This window comes from Corynebacterium lactis RW2-5, from assembly GCF_001274895.1.
Classification (GTDB): Bacteria; Actinomycetota; Actinomycetes; order Mycobacteriales; family Mycobacteriaceae; genus Corynebacterium; species Corynebacterium lactis.
The window spans coordinates 208,613-223,040 of record NZ_CP006841.1 but is presented as its reverse complement, the minus strand read 5'-3'; the positions used below and the strand labels follow the sequence as shown (position 1 = coordinate 223,040).

Annotated in this window: 9 protein-coding genes and 1 pseudogene; 3 read left to right on the top strand and 7 right to left on the bottom strand. The window is 56.0% G+C overall.

Going from position 1 to position 14,428, the window contains the following annotated elements:
* Window positions 1-18 precede the first annotated feature (18 nt).
* Window positions 19-600: an RNA polymerase sigma factor gene (locus tag CLAC_RS00900; protein WP_053411313.1), complete on the top strand. Its 582-nt coding sequence runs from the start codon at window positions 19-21 to the stop codon at window positions 598-600.
* Window positions 601-642: 42 nt separating this feature from the next.
* Window positions 643-1,488 carry a CPBP family intramembrane glutamic endopeptidase gene (locus CLAC_RS00895; RefSeq protein ID WP_082312947.1) on the top strand — a complete coding sequence of 282 codons (846 nt, stop codon included), beginning with the start codon at window positions 643-645 and terminating at the stop codon, window positions 1,486-1,488.
* Here CLAC_RS00895 and CLAC_RS00890 read toward each other — a convergent pair.
* The 7 genes and pseudogenes from CLAC_RS00890 to CLAC_RS00860 form a co-directional block, all read right to left on the bottom strand.
* Window positions 1,485-2,330, bottom strand: coding sequence for an esterase/lipase family protein (locus tag CLAC_RS00890; protein ID WP_053411311.1), 846 nt, complete (start codon window positions 2,328-2,330; stop codon window positions 1,485-1,487). The genes CLAC_RS00895 and CLAC_RS00890 overlap by 4 nt on opposite strands.
* Window positions 2,331-2,594: 264 nt before the next feature.
* Window positions 2,595-5,891, bottom strand: a complete 3,297-nt coding sequence (locus CLAC_RS12180; protein ID WP_082312945.1) for a SpaA isopeptide-forming pilin-related protein — start codon at window positions 5,889-5,891, stop codon at window positions 2,595-2,597.
* Window positions 5,892-6,043: 152 nt separating this feature from the next.
* Window positions 6,044-6,919, bottom strand: coding sequence for an isopeptide-forming domain-containing protein (locus tag CLAC_RS00880; RefSeq protein ID WP_053411309.1), 876 nt, complete (start codon window positions 6,917-6,919; stop codon window positions 6,044-6,046).
* 267 nt (window positions 6,920-7,186) lie between these two features.
* Window positions 7,187-7,943 (bottom strand): annotated as a pseudogene (locus CLAC_RS00875) (class C sortase); the annotation flags it as partial.
* Window positions 7,944-8,348: 405 nt separating this feature from the next.
* A complete protein-coding gene (locus tag CLAC_RS00870; protein ID WP_053411307.1) occupies window positions 8,349-10,178 on the bottom strand; it encodes a SpaH/EbpB family LPXTG-anchored major pilin in 1,830 nt (609 codons plus the stop codon).
* Between the two features lie 781 nt (window positions 10,179-10,959).
* Window positions 10,960-12,000: an aspartate-semialdehyde dehydrogenase gene (locus tag CLAC_RS00865; protein ID WP_053411306.1), complete on the bottom strand. Its 1,041-nt coding sequence runs from the start codon at window positions 11,998-12,000 to the stop codon at window positions 10,960-10,962.
* Between the two features lie 9 nt (window positions 12,001-12,009).
* Complete coding sequence (locus tag CLAC_RS00860) at window positions 12,010-13,275, bottom strand: aspartate kinase (protein ID WP_053411305.1); 1,266 nt, start codon at window positions 13,273-13,275, stop codon at window positions 12,010-12,012.
* Window positions 13,276-13,397: 122 nt separating this feature from the next.
* On the opposite strand from CLAC_RS00860, the gene CLAC_RS00855 reads away from it, so the two are divergent.
* Window positions 13,398-14,315 carry a DMT family transporter gene (locus CLAC_RS00855; RefSeq protein ID WP_169750316.1) on the top strand — a complete coding sequence of 306 codons (918 nt, stop codon included), beginning with the start codon at window positions 13,398-13,400 and terminating at the stop codon, window positions 14,313-14,315.
* The last annotated feature ends 113 nt before the right edge of the window (window positions 14,316-14,428 follow it).

The following is a 14,428-nucleotide window of genomic DNA, read 5'->3' as shown; positions in this document are numbered from 1 at the left end:
CTTGATATGCTGTCATCTATGAAATCCGCGCCGCTCGCCTCGAATGACGAGTATGTCACCACCCTGGCTCTCAAGGCCGGGCGTGGTGACCGCGCTGCGCTGACGGAATTCGTGCGGTTGACGCAAAAGGACGTGTGGCGCTTGGTTGCGCACCTTGGCGGGCCGGAAAACGCCGATGATCTAACGCAGGAGACCTACCTGCGTGTGATGAAGTCGCTACCTCGCTTCGCAGCGCGCTCTTCGGCCCGCACGTGGTTGTTGTCTTTGGCTCGGCGCGCGTGGGTGGACTCGGTGCGACATGATTCAGCGCGCCCGAAGAAGGCCGCGGTGGAGGTGGAAAACGCTGCTGAGCAGATCACCACGGGTGAGAGCTGGTCGGAGCTTGCCGACGCTCGCATGCTGCTTCAGCAACTTCCTGAGGAGCGACGCGAGGCGCTGATTCTCACGCAGATACTGGGCTATTCCTATGCTGAGGCAGCCGAGATTGCAGGTTGCCGGATGGGGACGATCCGCTCCAGGGTGGCGCGTGCTCGCCGGGATTTGGTAGCGGCGACGGAAGATGGTCATGACGGGCCCCGGGGGCAGGAATCCTCTGCGTAGGGCGTGGTGCGCACTTAGTCACTGAATGGCTTTATAAGGAATATGAAAATTAGATTTTCCAAACTCAAGAATTTTCCCACTGTATCTCTTCGCCCTGGGGCCTACCGCCAAGCTAGCGAGGATGTACCCAGTACTGCCGCTGGCTATCGCAATCATTTGCGCTGGTGGGACATTGCGGCACTGACCGCAATTATGTGGGGCTCGTCCATCTATTCTTCGACTGTAGAGTTCTTCTCGCAGTCTGCGTCGGAGGATCGTGCCGCCGCCGCTGATGTGGCGGCTCAGGATTTTTCCGCCGCCGATAATCTATGGGCGCTGCTGAACCAGTCTGGCCTGCTGCTGCTTGCTATTGGTTATCTGGTTTTGCGGAGGTTCAATTTCCGCCAGTGGATTATTGCGCCGTCATTGCGGGGAACCTTTGTGGCGGTGGGCGTTTTCCTCGCGAGCGGCATTGTGTATGAGGTTGCCTACGCGCTGCAGCAACTCGTTTCTTTCGATGGCGCGGCCGCCGCAGCTGAGGCAGAGGGAGCCCTCTCTGCAGGGGACACTCCCCTGCAGGGCATTACGGATCCTTCCCTGGTTGTCTATTCCCTATTCAATGGGTTCTACGAGGAGATTTTCTTCCTCGGTATTTGCCTGGCGGTCTCTGCGCGCTACCGGGCTTTAGCCTTTGTGTATTCCCTGGTAATTCGCTTTTCTTTCCATACCTACATGGGATTGTTTAACGCCACCTGCCTTGCACTGATTGTCGGCGGCATCTATTACCTTGTGTGGCGGAAATGCACCGGGAAGAATCTCTATCCGCTCATTGCCGCCCACGCTGCGAGCGATATCTTTGGCGTGGGCGTCTTGCAGTTTTTGCCAGAGGGCTTTACCTTGCTGCCTTAGCGGCAGGCTGGTCGGACCTCTTGTCCTCTGAAGAACTGGACAATCGACTGGTGGACAATCTGCTTCTGGGGCAGGAGGAGGTGCGTGCCGACGTCCCCCGGGCATAGGTCTTCGGTCAAGACGTTGCGGTAGTTTCCCGGGCCCGTCATTAAGCCGTTGGTATATGGGGCGGCAAACAAGTCCATACGGGACTCCACATTTAGGTACTCGATGCCGGGTAGAGCGTTGCCCTGCTCGGTAATACTGCGAACATATTCGCCTTCCGGAATGAAGTCGACACAGGTGCCAAAGCCGAGGCAGTCTTCACTGATAGCCTTCGTGCCGACGCCGGCGACTGGACTGCCGTTGACCAGGCCCGAGATGTTGACGATTTTTTCAACGACTTTGGCACCGTCGTACTTACGGGTCCAGCCTGCAGTGATTGCTCCGCCCTGAGAGTAGGTCACAAGATTGACCTTGGGAGCGCCGGTTTCCTGGAGTACTTGCTTGACGAAGCTATCCAGGCTGGGCATGTATTTTTCAAGGTGGTCGAACAACTTCACATTTGGATCGTCCAGGGTGACCTTGATTGGATCCCACTCAAAGAATTTCATTCCCGAGCGTTCGATGTAGGCCCGTACGCGAGAGTTCAGTTGAGGGAAATCGGTGGATCCGCCGACCCAGATGACGGGCAGAGCTGAAGAATCTTTAGTCACCTGTTCGGTCACCGGGGCCGACGGGGCCAGCAACACCTCTGGTACTGCAGGCGAATCCGAGGCAGCAGATGCGACCCCTGGTGTCGCTAGGATTCCTGCGCCCAGGATTGCGACTGTGGCAAGACTGCGAACCGCTTTCTTATTCACTTCTTTCAAGGCTTCCTTTCTTAAGAACAACTTCGGCACGTCAGGCACGTTAGGTATAGCGGATCTCACGGGCACACTGAAGCAGCACAGGTAGGCACGGGCGAGTCCGGTTCGACACCGCGAGGCCTACTGAGCAAAACAGAAGGAGCCACGTTTGAGATGCACATAACTGTACACCCCGAACGCGGCCCCTTTTGATGCCAGATTGAGCAGGTGCCCTCGGGCGATTCCAAGCTCAATCCTGCAGCCAGTTAGACCGGGAAACTATGCTGTGCGGCGACGAGCGACGACACCACCTGCACCCACAACAAGTAGCCCGAATAGTGCCCATAGCCACACGCCGAATCCGCCAGTCTTGGGCAGCGTACCTACTTGAACATCTGCAACCTGCATGTAGGTGCCAAATCCGCGATCCACGGTCTCATCAGGACCAGAGTTCAGTACGAAGACCGCACTACCTCCAGTAGAAAGTTTAATTGTGTGTTTACCGTTTTCTACCACAATTTCAAACTGGATTGCTTCTGGGAGAAGCGAGTATCCCTGCGGGGACTGGGTTTCTATCAGCAGGTATTTTCCAGGAGCGAGCTTGACCTTAGATTCATCTCCAGTCTTCCACACCGGAGCTTCTCCTTGGGGTTCAATACCCGAGTCACTCGCCTGCCAGAGTTCGAAGCGTGCACCGCGTAGCGGTTTGCCTTCCATATCAACCTTGTCTACTCGGAAGAAACCGTTCTCCGGTTCCTTTTGGTTGACAACCTTGCAAATTACGACTGCCCCCGGTTTTGCCGAAATCTGAAAGTCCTGGTTCTCCTCATCACCTACGTCGGCGACCTCAATCTCCTGTGCTGGTTGACCGTCAAGATAGTTAATTGAGCATCGGGCATTAGCTGCTTTATTAGCAGAGTTTTGCCGGAACATACTATAGCCGTTGCGCTTTATCTCAGTAATCTGAACCGCTGGAACCGCATTCGGGTCATCAGTCTTAATGTGGAAGGTCAACGAACCAGAATCGTCCGTAGTATCCGTGATTTCCGTAGTTCGGGAATCATCTTGGGCAACCAGGAAGTCACCTTCCGGGGTGTGGGCTTTAAATTCCCAACCTGCCAGTCTTTCGGTTGGGACTGGCTTTTCCTCAGCATCGATTACACTCTTCATCAAGGTAACCGTGCCAGCGCAGGATGCTAGCGCGACTTCGGCCAGCACACGCTTGAGATCCCCAAATGTAGTTGCCAATATTGAATCCCCCTCAGATGCAATGACATCACCCATCTGAAGTGGACCACGTTCGGCAACAGCCCACGTGGACCAGTCTCGTTCATTCAGCTCCACTCGGGTGTTATCCGGTTGGGGTTGCGGATCATGCTTTGAGGCGAGCGGGTCGCCGAAACCCCGACCTAGAAGTGTCCTTTCCCCGACAGTGTAGATATCCGCATCTTTCTTATTAAGCACATCACGTACAAAAGAGTTCTCCTGGGATTGTTCCCAGGGGAGAAAGAGATGGGCGGGCACGCTACCGTAAGCCTGGCGGTAAGCCTCGATAGCCGCCTTGTACGTGCTTTTCGCTTTAAAGACAGCCGTCGAGTCCTTCGCGATTGGTTCCGTGAAATCCTCATGAACATTGATTAGCACTGGTTGAATACGCGTACCTTGCTGCTTAACACGATCTGCTGCCTCCTTTGCGTATCTAACATCAGAGACATGCACCATACCTGCAGAGGCGTCGTCGGCTCCACCACGAGGTGTGGTGTCGCTGAAGGTTGGGTAACCATCGGTGAGGAAGTAGACCACATCATATTTCGAAGTAGGATTCTGCTTGTTGAAGTCTTCAATGTTCTTCAACGCGCCTTCCCAGTTTGTTGCTCCTTGGCCCACACTGGTGTAGGAACCCGGAAGCTTCATGTTTGAGTTGTATTTTCTAATGGCAGCAAGCACTTTACTGGCACCGCGTTGATCCTGAATCGAGGTACTAGAAACCATGGCTTCCTTAAATCGAGTACCGTAGGAACCGAAATTGTAGACACCAATAGACGTTGCCGTGCCAGTCAGGCTCTTAACTATGTTCGCGGCAGCCTCAGACATCGCATCAACACCCTTTTTCACGATTACAGAGTTTGACGCGTCCATGACAATAGCGATGTTTTGTCCGCAACGTGGAATAGGCTTCGGGTTAGCAACGGTCGGAGTATCCCAACCCTGCTCAGGATTTATTACACGTGGGGTTTCTCGAGGAAACAGGTTCCGTTCTGCGGCAAAGGTGAAATAATCACCCAAGTTTTGGGTCATGTCCCTATCTGCATCGTAGGTAAATAGTACACACATGACAGTGTCTTGGTCGCCTGCCATCGCTCGTGGGAAACGTACATAGGCCGAATCGGACTGTTCCGCGGGGGAGTACTCAATCTCATATGGTCCAGGAACGCTTGTTTGGACACCGCGTCCGTTGTCGGCTACCAAAACCACATTGTTAATACCAGTAATTTTCCGTTGCTCATGACTATTAGGTGCGAGTTTAAAACCAGATACTGGGCCATCTCCAACGAGGCGCCAACAGACCTGACCGCGTTGATTTGGAGTCCGAAAGTTGCTGGCCTTTTGAAAGTTGATGGCTAGCTTTCCCGGCCCAGTAGGGGACTTAATATCCGAACTTGTCACAGTACTGTTGCGGAAGCCGTAGGGGACGGTAGCCTCAATACGTGAACCGGCTGGAATCTCAACTTCGTTTGACAGATTGAAGCGTACACCACCCCAGTTATTTGATGGCTGGTCTACGCTCGATATTGGCTGTACTTCTCGGCTTCCAGGAAGGTTTTGAACAGTTAACAAGACGTTGCCCTGCGGACCGTATATCTTAAGTGTTGATTGCTTTCCGCCTTCAACATCGTAGCCATTTTGGAATTGGCTGGTTGCGTCAATGTAACCTTTCAGCGTGCCATCTGTATCGACAGTACGGGTGAAGGTTAAGGTTGGAGAGTTACCTTGGTCGGCTGTAACAAGAAACGATCCATTTATGTCGGCCCCTTCCCAGCTTTGTGGTGATAATACCTGCGTATCATCCTCCGAAGGTGGGTTTACCTGGGAAACGAAAGCATGTATTTCTGCTTCCGTGATATTAACGCGTTTTTCGAACGCAATAACGATTTGCAGTAGATCGCCACTGAGGAGCTTGATCGGCGCACCGACATTGAGTGGAATCGTACCCGACCTGTCACGCACAATAGGATCAATCGTGGACTCACCTGGCCCACTACTAGATCCGCGCGCTTTCACTACATCATTAACTTTGATTACATTCTGCGCATTGATTTTTTTGACAGGAACTTTTGCTGATTGCGGGACCTGGATTTCAATAAATGAAGTCTCAATATCTTCATGAGCCGCAACTTCGAAGGACCACTTATTACTTCCCAAACTTCTTACAGTAGCGTTTCCGAGGGAAACATCTATCAGCTCCTGCGCCGACGCCGGGTTCTGCACGGCTATCATGCTCGACAATACGACCAGCAGAGAAAGTATCCATGCCATCACAGCACGGACGGCGTATTTCCTATCATTACTTTTCATTGTTTAACGTTTCCCTTAACTCGCGCCACTTAAAGCCTGTGAGCCTGTAGCGGCATTGTGCCCATCTATTTTTAATTTTCGAATTGCGGCGATGCCGCATATTGCGAATTGCTAAGAAAATGAAACCTTAAAATTTAAAGACTCTTGAAAAGCTAGCTACCAGCCTTTTTCTCTTGCTTTCTCCGATTGCCTGCGATTAGTACAAATCCGGCACCAATCAACACCGCTGCTACCACGACCAGGCCGATCACTTGCGCACCGGTCACGGCTAGCGGCCCTTTCGGGGTTTTCTCGGAAGGAGCCTTCTCATGTGGATCGGGCTGCTCCGGCACCGGCGGGCTATCGGAATTGTTTGGCGTTGTCGGAACGCTCGGTGGTGCGCTTGGCGGGGTCCCCGGCTTCGTCGGCGGAACGCCCGGAACCTCGGGTACGTCCGGCGGCGTCGGCGGTGTCACAGGGGGCTTTCCCGGAGTGTGCGTCTTCGCCACAATCACACCCGCCACCGGATTGGAGTTCGTCGCCACCGTGTGGAATGGCACCGCGACCAGGAAGGAGTTGATCTCCCGGTAGCCCTCGCCAGGGGCGGTGGACGTTACCAGGTAGATGCCGTCGGCAAGCCCTTCGAAGCGAGTCTTGCCCTCAGCGTCGGTGACCTGCCAGAGGTGAGCGTCGGTGGGCCAGCCCTGATTTTGCTCCAAGGTGGCTTTTTCCACCCGCGCCATATCGGCGGAGTTCTTCGGGTCAATGCCGGACAGTCGCTTCAGATGAATTTTCACCCCTGCGATCGCGCCGGAAGGCGCCATGCCGTCATCGTCGGGATTTCCCTGAGTGAGCTGGATGGTCAGCACATCGGTGCCGACGGAGCGTTCCATGTTCGGCACGCCAGTCTGGCCTGCGACCGGTGCGGCCGCTGCCATATCTGCGCCGGGCCCCGTTGCCAGGCCGACGCTGAGGCTCGCGCCACATGCGACGGCGATCGCGGCGGTCCTACCGATGAGGCGCGAACGGGCGGTCTGTGAGCTAGTCATTGTCACGCTCCCACCATCGATTGTCATTGTTGTCATTTCGGTTTTCGCTTAAGCGGCCCTCCGCGCGTTCGGCGTCATCAGAGTCCAACTTTTCTTCGCCGCGCGCCTCATGAGCCCCGCGCACACCGCGTGCCCCACGAGCCTCCATCGAATGCCGACCCACGTATTCCGAAACGCCCTCGTCAGCGCCCTCTGCGTCTTCCAGCTGGGCATCCCGCAGTTGCTTTTGGCGCCACATCCAGTAGCCAAGTCCCGCACCAATGGCGATCACCGCCGCGAGCAGCGCGTACATCCACCACTGCCAACCGGCTGCATGACTCTGATCAAACACATCGCTTTCCGACGGATCCAGCGGCACCTGGTGACCTCGCACCAGCAGGCGATGGGTGTTGATTCCATACGGAGTGCAGGTGATCAGGGTGATATAGTCCTGGCCTTCGACCGGCTTCAAGTCTTCCGTCTCGTGCGGAAGCACAACCTTAATCTGGTCGACAACATACTTCAGTTTGTGGCCGGAGACCTGAACGTAGAAGGCATCGCCTTCCTTTGCATCCTTGAGGTTGTCGAACATGGTCACATTCGACAGGCCAGTGTGGCCAGTGATGATGGAATGCGTTCCCAGACCGCCAACCGGAAGATCGGAACCGTAGAGGTGTCCGAGGCCCTTCTGCAGGGTGTCGTCGGATGTGCCGTGGTAAATGGGCAGGTCAGCCTTGATCTTTGGGAAGATAAAGCGCGCCATCGCATCGGTGGCGTTGAGCTGGTCGAGGTAGTAGGCGTATTCGGGATTCTCCGGGCTGATCTTGTTCAGCCATGGATCCAGAATCGGACCAGTGCGGCGACCTTCGTTGTAGGCGTGCGCCTGATCCCACTGCGTGTTCTTGACCTCTTGGGGCACCGACGTTTCCAACTTGGCGTACTCGCTCGCAGCCTTGGAGGTGGCGTAGTTATTCCACGCGGTGGATACAACCGGGTACAGCATGACAAGCATGCCGAGAATCACCAGAATCGCCGGCAGAACCAGGCTGTTCTTCTTTGCCGGTTCGGCGGGTTGTTCTGGAGTGTTCTCTTTAACCGGAGAGAAAGAGTTATCCACTTCGGCGCTCCCAAAGATGTCACGTGAAGAAAAATTGGACCCTTGATGACACGGACGCCGCACGCTTTACGACGCTCTTTAACGGCGACTCGCGCCATCTAGGCCTAGAGAGTTTTAATATTTATGACTCTTGCACGGCGTTTACTTCGTGCAAGAGCGTGCAAGCAGGGCACGCAACGCGCGCCCTGCTTGTTTTCCTGAGGATTTCCCGGTGGCCACCGTTTGCAGGCCACCGGGGTTTCGCCAGGATTACCAAGCACCTACTCGGAGTACTTTTCCGGGGCATTCACCTGGAAGCCCGCCGAAGTACTTGCCTGGGGTACATGCCCGGATTTAGTTCTTAGCTCCGCGGCGTGCGAACCAAGCACCGGCTGCGACAATTGCAGCACCGATCGCGGCCAGGATGCCAACACCAGCACCACCGGTCAGTGGCAGCTGTGGGGTGGTGTCGTCGATGTTGACGACCTTGCCTTCGCCCTTGTCACCGACGGTGACGGTAACTGGCTTGTAGACAGGGACATCAATGGTCGTGGTTTCCTCTGCCGTCTTAACATTGGTTACAGTGCCATCCGGCTGAACCTCCCAAGTCGTAACCTCCTTTGGAACCTCAACCTTTGTCGTCTCAGCAGACGCGACGAGCCTGAAGGCAACCGCCTTCGACAGCAGTTCCTTACCCTTCGGAGCCTTGGTCTCAATGAGGCAGTATTCAGTCATGGTGCCATCGATTGAAGAGTCCGTGGCCGGTGCGTTGTTTACGAAGTCGTTGACGTGAAGGCCAGTTACATGCACTCCGCCCTCCTTGGTCGACTTGAATACGCTTTCTTGCTCCCCCTTGCCACCGTCGATATTGGCGTCCTGCGCCTTGACTTCAAAAGCGTGCTTATCGAGATCCAGCTTCGAGTAGTCTTCACAACGGCCGCCGCGCTTGGTCTGGTAGATCTTAAATTCTGCCCCCTCAAGAGCTTCACCCTTGGCATCAACCTTGGTGAACTTTAGTTCACCAAAGCGAGACTGGACCACCTCGGTGCGGCGACCATCTCCTGGCTGCGGCTCCTCCGGAGGAGTATCACTATCGACATCCTGGTCCGAAGACGGGCTGGAAGGCTCCCACTCGATTGCCTGGTTTGGTGCGACCTTTTCAGAAGAGTTCTTGACAGCCTCGACGTGAACGTTGACCTTGGAACCGCTCTTCAACTTCTTCAGACCGTCAACGGTGAAGTTAATGCGGAAAGCATTGGACCCCCTGTCCTTAGAGACGGTGTAGTCGCCTTCCGCGGCAGACTCCCCGTCAATGGACACAGCGAACTTCGTGGTTTCAGCCATAACATCGAAGTTCTTGGCATCCAAGGTATCCGAAATGTAGTAGTACTTCAGCCGCTTGCCTGCTTCGATGTTACGAACGGTAGTGCTGATGTCGTACTTAACTACATCGCCAGCCTGCGCGAGCTTGCCGTTTTCATCCTGGTCGGTGACGGTCTTCTGCGGCGGAGTCTTCTTGTAGTTCTTCGGAACTGCGTGGACATCGTAGTTCCACTCGGTGCCCTGGTTCTCACCAGCGTTAGCCTTGGTCATTGGGACGAAGGCGATGAACGGATTGGCCGGGGTGTACCCTTCCTTAGGGCTAGTCTCAACGACGAGGTACGGCGCATGGTCAGTACCGATTTCGAAGGTTGTTACACCGTCTTTGCCCTCAGCGTTCGCAGTCTTCTGCTCTTCCCCCTTCTTCTCAATGATTTCCTTACCAGCTTCAGTGACGTTGCCCTTAGCATCGACAAATTTGGCGTAGTCGCCAGCCTTGATACCGGCGGCAGCTGCGAGCCCCTCGTTGGTGTTCAGGTTGATCGCGGTTTTACCGTCTGCGGTCTTCAGCACCTTGTAGATTGTGAAACCAACTTCATTCAGGGCAGTGCCATTTCCAGCTTTTTCGCGATCCTTAGCTTCACCGGTACGCTCACCCAATTCAGTCGGATCACCGAACTTATGGATGGTCAGCGTCGCCTTCTGGTCCTTGTTAATCAGGGAAGCAGCATTAGCTAGAGCCACGTTACCAGTCTGTGCTTCGACAGCATCCTGCGCGAAAGCGCCAGGAGCAGAAATACCCAGCGAAAGTCCGACAATGGCGGCGAATGTTACCGAGCGAGCGGTACGAGAGAACTTGTTCACTATGAAGTGTCCTTTTCTTCAGTCCGATGTAGGGCCTACCCACACATCGGGGGCTGGTTCCCTAACACTTTTTGACGATTCACGCCGGGCTACCCCGCCGGGATGCACTGAAAAACACCGAGAGGTTTTACTCCCCCGACCCTGGAGCACGCTCAGGCTCTTGTGAGTCTTCTCATGAATCGCTTAAGTGAACCTTAGTTCTAGACCAGTGAAAACGACATTCATTGTACGGGCGCAACACATATGTAAAGTTGAAAAATTTAACTTACCAGCGATGTGTCACATAAACGACGAACACTATTAGCGCAGCTAAAGTGCTATTTTCCTACCTTTGTAGGAAAATAGTGTAAACCTACCTACTAATTAACCCTCACACCCCTCTACGGGGGTAGCCGGCCAATGCCGTGACATCCACCCCTGGTTAACACCCTTTCCGCAGGACTGTATGCGTTAACGAAACCCATAGTGCAGCACTCTCGAAGTCGGTCAAAAGTGCTATCACAAAACTACCCCTACAAACGGACATTTCCTTGATTCTCCTGACCGCTTGCCTTGAAAGAAAAGGCCCTTAACCTACCCCCGCCCCTTCCAACGCCTTGCTTTCCTCAGATAGAAAAAGAGCTGCGTCTTTAAAAAACACAGCTCTCAAAAATGGCAGGTTACGGCCTCACCTTCAACCCCGGCAGCAGGCACCACCGGCCCATAGACCACAGCCCCGCAGACACCTCCGGGCTACCTACAACCACAGTCCCGATACAGCGCCTCTAGCGCCGCTAGGCCACTACTGCCCGGCGACCAGAAGCTCCGCAATCTGAATTGTGTTCAGGGCAGCGCCCTTGCGCAGGTTATCGCCAGAGACCACGAACACCAGACCACGGCCCTCCGGCACGGACTGGTCGACACGGATACGCCCGACCAAGGACTCATCGATACCGGCGGCAGCAAGCGGGGTAGGCACATCCACAACCTTCACGCCAGGCGCGCCCTGAAGCAGCTCCGTGGCTTTCTCCACGGAGATAGCCGAATCAAACTCCGCATGGATAACCAGCGTGTGTCCAGTAAACACCGGGATACGCACGCAGGTACCTGCGACGGCCAGCTCCGGAATCCCCAGGATCTTGCGGGACTCATTGCGGAGCTTCTGCTCCTCGTCGGTCTCCAGAGAGCCGTCATCTACCAGCGACCCCGCCATCGGCAGCGCATTGAACGCGATTGGCGCAACGTAAGGCCCAAGATCCGAGGCCTCAAGCGCAGAACCGTCAGTAGTCAGCTGCTCGAATACGGCATCGTTAGCGCGCACCTGCGACGCCAAGGCATTCACACCGGCCAGCCCAGAACCGGAAACGGCCTGGTAGGAGGAGACACGCAGGCGCTGCAGGCCCGCGGCGTCGTGAAGCGGCTTGAGCACCGGCATCGCCGCCATAGTGGTGCAGTTCGGGTTCGCGACAATGCCCTTCGGGATGTCCTGCAACGCATCCGGGTTGACCTCGGAGACCACCAGCGGCACTTCCGGATCCTTACGCCATGCAGAGGAATTATCCACCACGGTCGCGCCGGCCGCGGCAAAACGCGGAGCCTGCTCCTTCGACAGCGTTCCTCCCGCAGAGAACACGGCAACGTCGATGCCCTTTAAATCCTCGTCGGAAGTGGCAGCGACATCCTCAACGACGATCTTCTCACCGCGGAACTCCAGCTCCTTGCCCGCGCTGCGCGCAGAGGCGAAGAAGCGCACCTTATCGGCCGGGAAGTTGCGCTGCTCAAGAATCGAACGCATCACGCGGCCAACCTGGCCGGTGGCACCAACAACAGCAATGGTGGTCATGAAAACTCCTTAACGTCCCGTACCAGCGTAAACAACGGCCTCTTCCTCGCCGCCGAGCCCGAAGGCGTCGTGCAGCGCCTTGACAGACTTGTCCACCTCAGTGTCATTGACCAACACGGAGATGCGGATCTCGGATGTAGAAATCAGGTCGATATTGACGTCAATGTCGGCCAGCGCCTCGCAGAAGGTCGCCGTGACACCCGGATGTGACTTCATGCCCGCGCCAACGAGGGAAACCTTGCCCACGTGGTCGTCGTAAAGCACATCCTTCCAGTCGTTTTCCACCTGCAGCTTCTTCAGCAGAGTCATGGCCTTCGGGCCGTCCTCGCGCGGACAGGTGAAAGTAATATCCGTGCGGTTATCGGCAATGGTGGACACATTCTGCAGCACCATATCGATGTTGATCTCGGCATCCGCGACCGCGCGGAACATCTTCGCCGCCTGGCCCGGGTCATCCGGAATGCCGAGCACGGTCACCTTCGCCTCAGAGCGGTCATGCGCCACGCCAGTCAGAACTGCTTCTTCCACAGGAATATCCTCCATCGATCCATCAACAAGAGTGCCCAGGTCATTGCTATACGACGAACGCACACGCAACGGGACATTAAACGCGCGGGCGTATTCCACGCTGCGCAATTGCAAAATCTTCGCGCCCACCGCGGCCATCTCCAGCATCTCCTCGAAAGAGATGTTATCCAGGCGCTGAGCATCCGGCACGATGCGCGGATCGGCGGTGTAGACACCATCCACATCCGAGTAAATCTCGCACACATCGGCCTCCAGCGCCGCGGCCAGCGCGACTGCAGTGGTGTCCGAACCACCACGACCCAGGGTGGTCACATCCTTGGTCTCGCGGTTGACACCCTGGAAGCCCGCAACCAAGCAGATGTGGCCTTCATCCAGTGCCTCGCGAACACGCCCCGGCGTGACCTCCACAATGCGAGCGTTTCCGTGCCGCTCGGTGGTAATCACGCCCGCCTGTGAGCCCGTAAAGGACCGCGCCGAAGCACCAAAGGAGGCAATCGCCATGGCTACCAGTGCGTTAGAGATGCGCTCACCGGCAGTCAGCAACATGTCCATCTCACGTCCCGGCGGCACCGGGTTGACCTGATTGGCCAAGTCCAGCAGCTCATCGGTGGTGTCCCCCATTGCCGAGCACACAACCACCACATCGTTGCCCTGCTTCTTGGTTTCGACGATCCGCTCAGCAACGCGGCGAATACGCTCCGCGCTCTCTAGCGACGAACCACCGTACTTCTGCACAACCAAGGCCATGGTCGGCAACCTCCAAAAACTAGGCAAATATATGCAAGCAACTATTATCGCCCTAATTTACTTGAGGCGCATTCATAAATACATAGGGGCTACCCAAGTCGGCGTACGCTAGCATTCCCCACGTGCACAACAATCTCCTCGCCGCCGCCCTCGCGCTCCTATCAGCGCTAAGCATCGCGTGGGGAACCGTCATCCGCCACAAACTTGCCGACGCGCTTTCCGACGACACCAGCACACTAAGCGGCGTTGCCCATACGGTACGTCAGCCCCGCTGGTGGTTCGGCTCCTTCCTGGCGATGGCCGGCTACGCCTTCCAAATCGCGGCTCTCGCTTTTGGCACATTGCTGCTGGTTCAGCCACTACTAGTGACGAAATTGATGCTCACTCTCCCTCTGGCAGCGAAGGTGAATAGGTACCGAATTTCGCGCGCCGAGATGGCCTGGTCGGTGGCGTTGACTATTGCCGTGGCAGTACTGGTTGTGTTCGGCGAACCGGCCGCCGGAATCACCGACATCCCGACCGCAACATGGGGATACGTACTCGCCTTCGGCGGCGTTACGATGACAATAATCTACGCCGTCGCCGTCAGCTGGCAGCGCGCACCGAAGGCACTCCTGCTCGGCACAGCCACAGGCTGGTTATACGGATTCGTGGCGCTGCTGTCGAAGGCGGTTGTCGATATGTACATGACCAAAGGGCTAGTGTCACTCTCCTTGGCCTGGGAACTCTGGTTGCTGGTGGCGCTGTCGATCATTGGCGTCGGCATTCAGCAGGCCGCGTTCAACGCCGGGCCGCTGCAGCAATCCCTGCCAGCCATGACGATTGTGGAACCAATCGTCGCCTTCTCCCTCGGCTACCTCGTCCTCGGCGAATATTTCCAAGCGCAAGGATCCGAATGGATCGCACTCGGCGCGGCTCTGATCACCATGATTGCGGCGACCATCGCGCTTGCGGTGCGCTCCGGATCCGAGGGCGCCGACGCTGGTGCCAATAGGGCGGCGCACCCGATCCCGCCCGCCACCGCCGCAGACCAGGCCTGACTACGTCCACCGCCTGGGACGCAGCGTGACTCTGCCCACAAACACACCCATAGGCATGTTCTCAATTTTTTAAACGCCATTTTCACACCTAAGTTGGAAAGGATTGGATTCCC

What these genes read in the sequence shown, in the direction of transcription:
- CLAC_RS00900 (WP_053411313.1), top strand. Translation starts at nt 19, where the DNA reads ATGAAATCCGCGCCGCTCGCCTCGAATGACGAGTATGTCACCACCCTG.
- CLAC_RS00895 (WP_082312947.1), top strand. Translation starts at nt 643, where the DNA reads ATGAAAATTAGATTTTCCAAACTCAAGAATTTTCCCACTGTATCTCTT.
- CLAC_RS12180 (WP_082312945.1), bottom strand. Translation starts at nt 5,891, where the DNA reads ATGAAAAGTAATGATAGGAAATACGCCGTCCGTGCTGTGATGGCATGG.
- CLAC_RS00880 (WP_053411309.1), bottom strand. Translation starts at nt 6,919, where the DNA reads ATGACTAGCTCACAGACCGCCCGTTCGCGCCTCATCGGTAGGACCGCC.
- CLAC_RS00865 (WP_053411306.1), bottom strand. Translation starts at nt 12,000, where the DNA reads ATGACCACCATTGCTGTTGTTGGTGCCACCGGCCAGGTTGGCCGCGTG.
- CLAC_RS00860 (WP_053411305.1), bottom strand. Translation starts at nt 13,275, where the DNA reads ATGGCCTTGGTTGTGCAGAAGTACGGTGGTTCGTCGCTAGAGAGCGCG.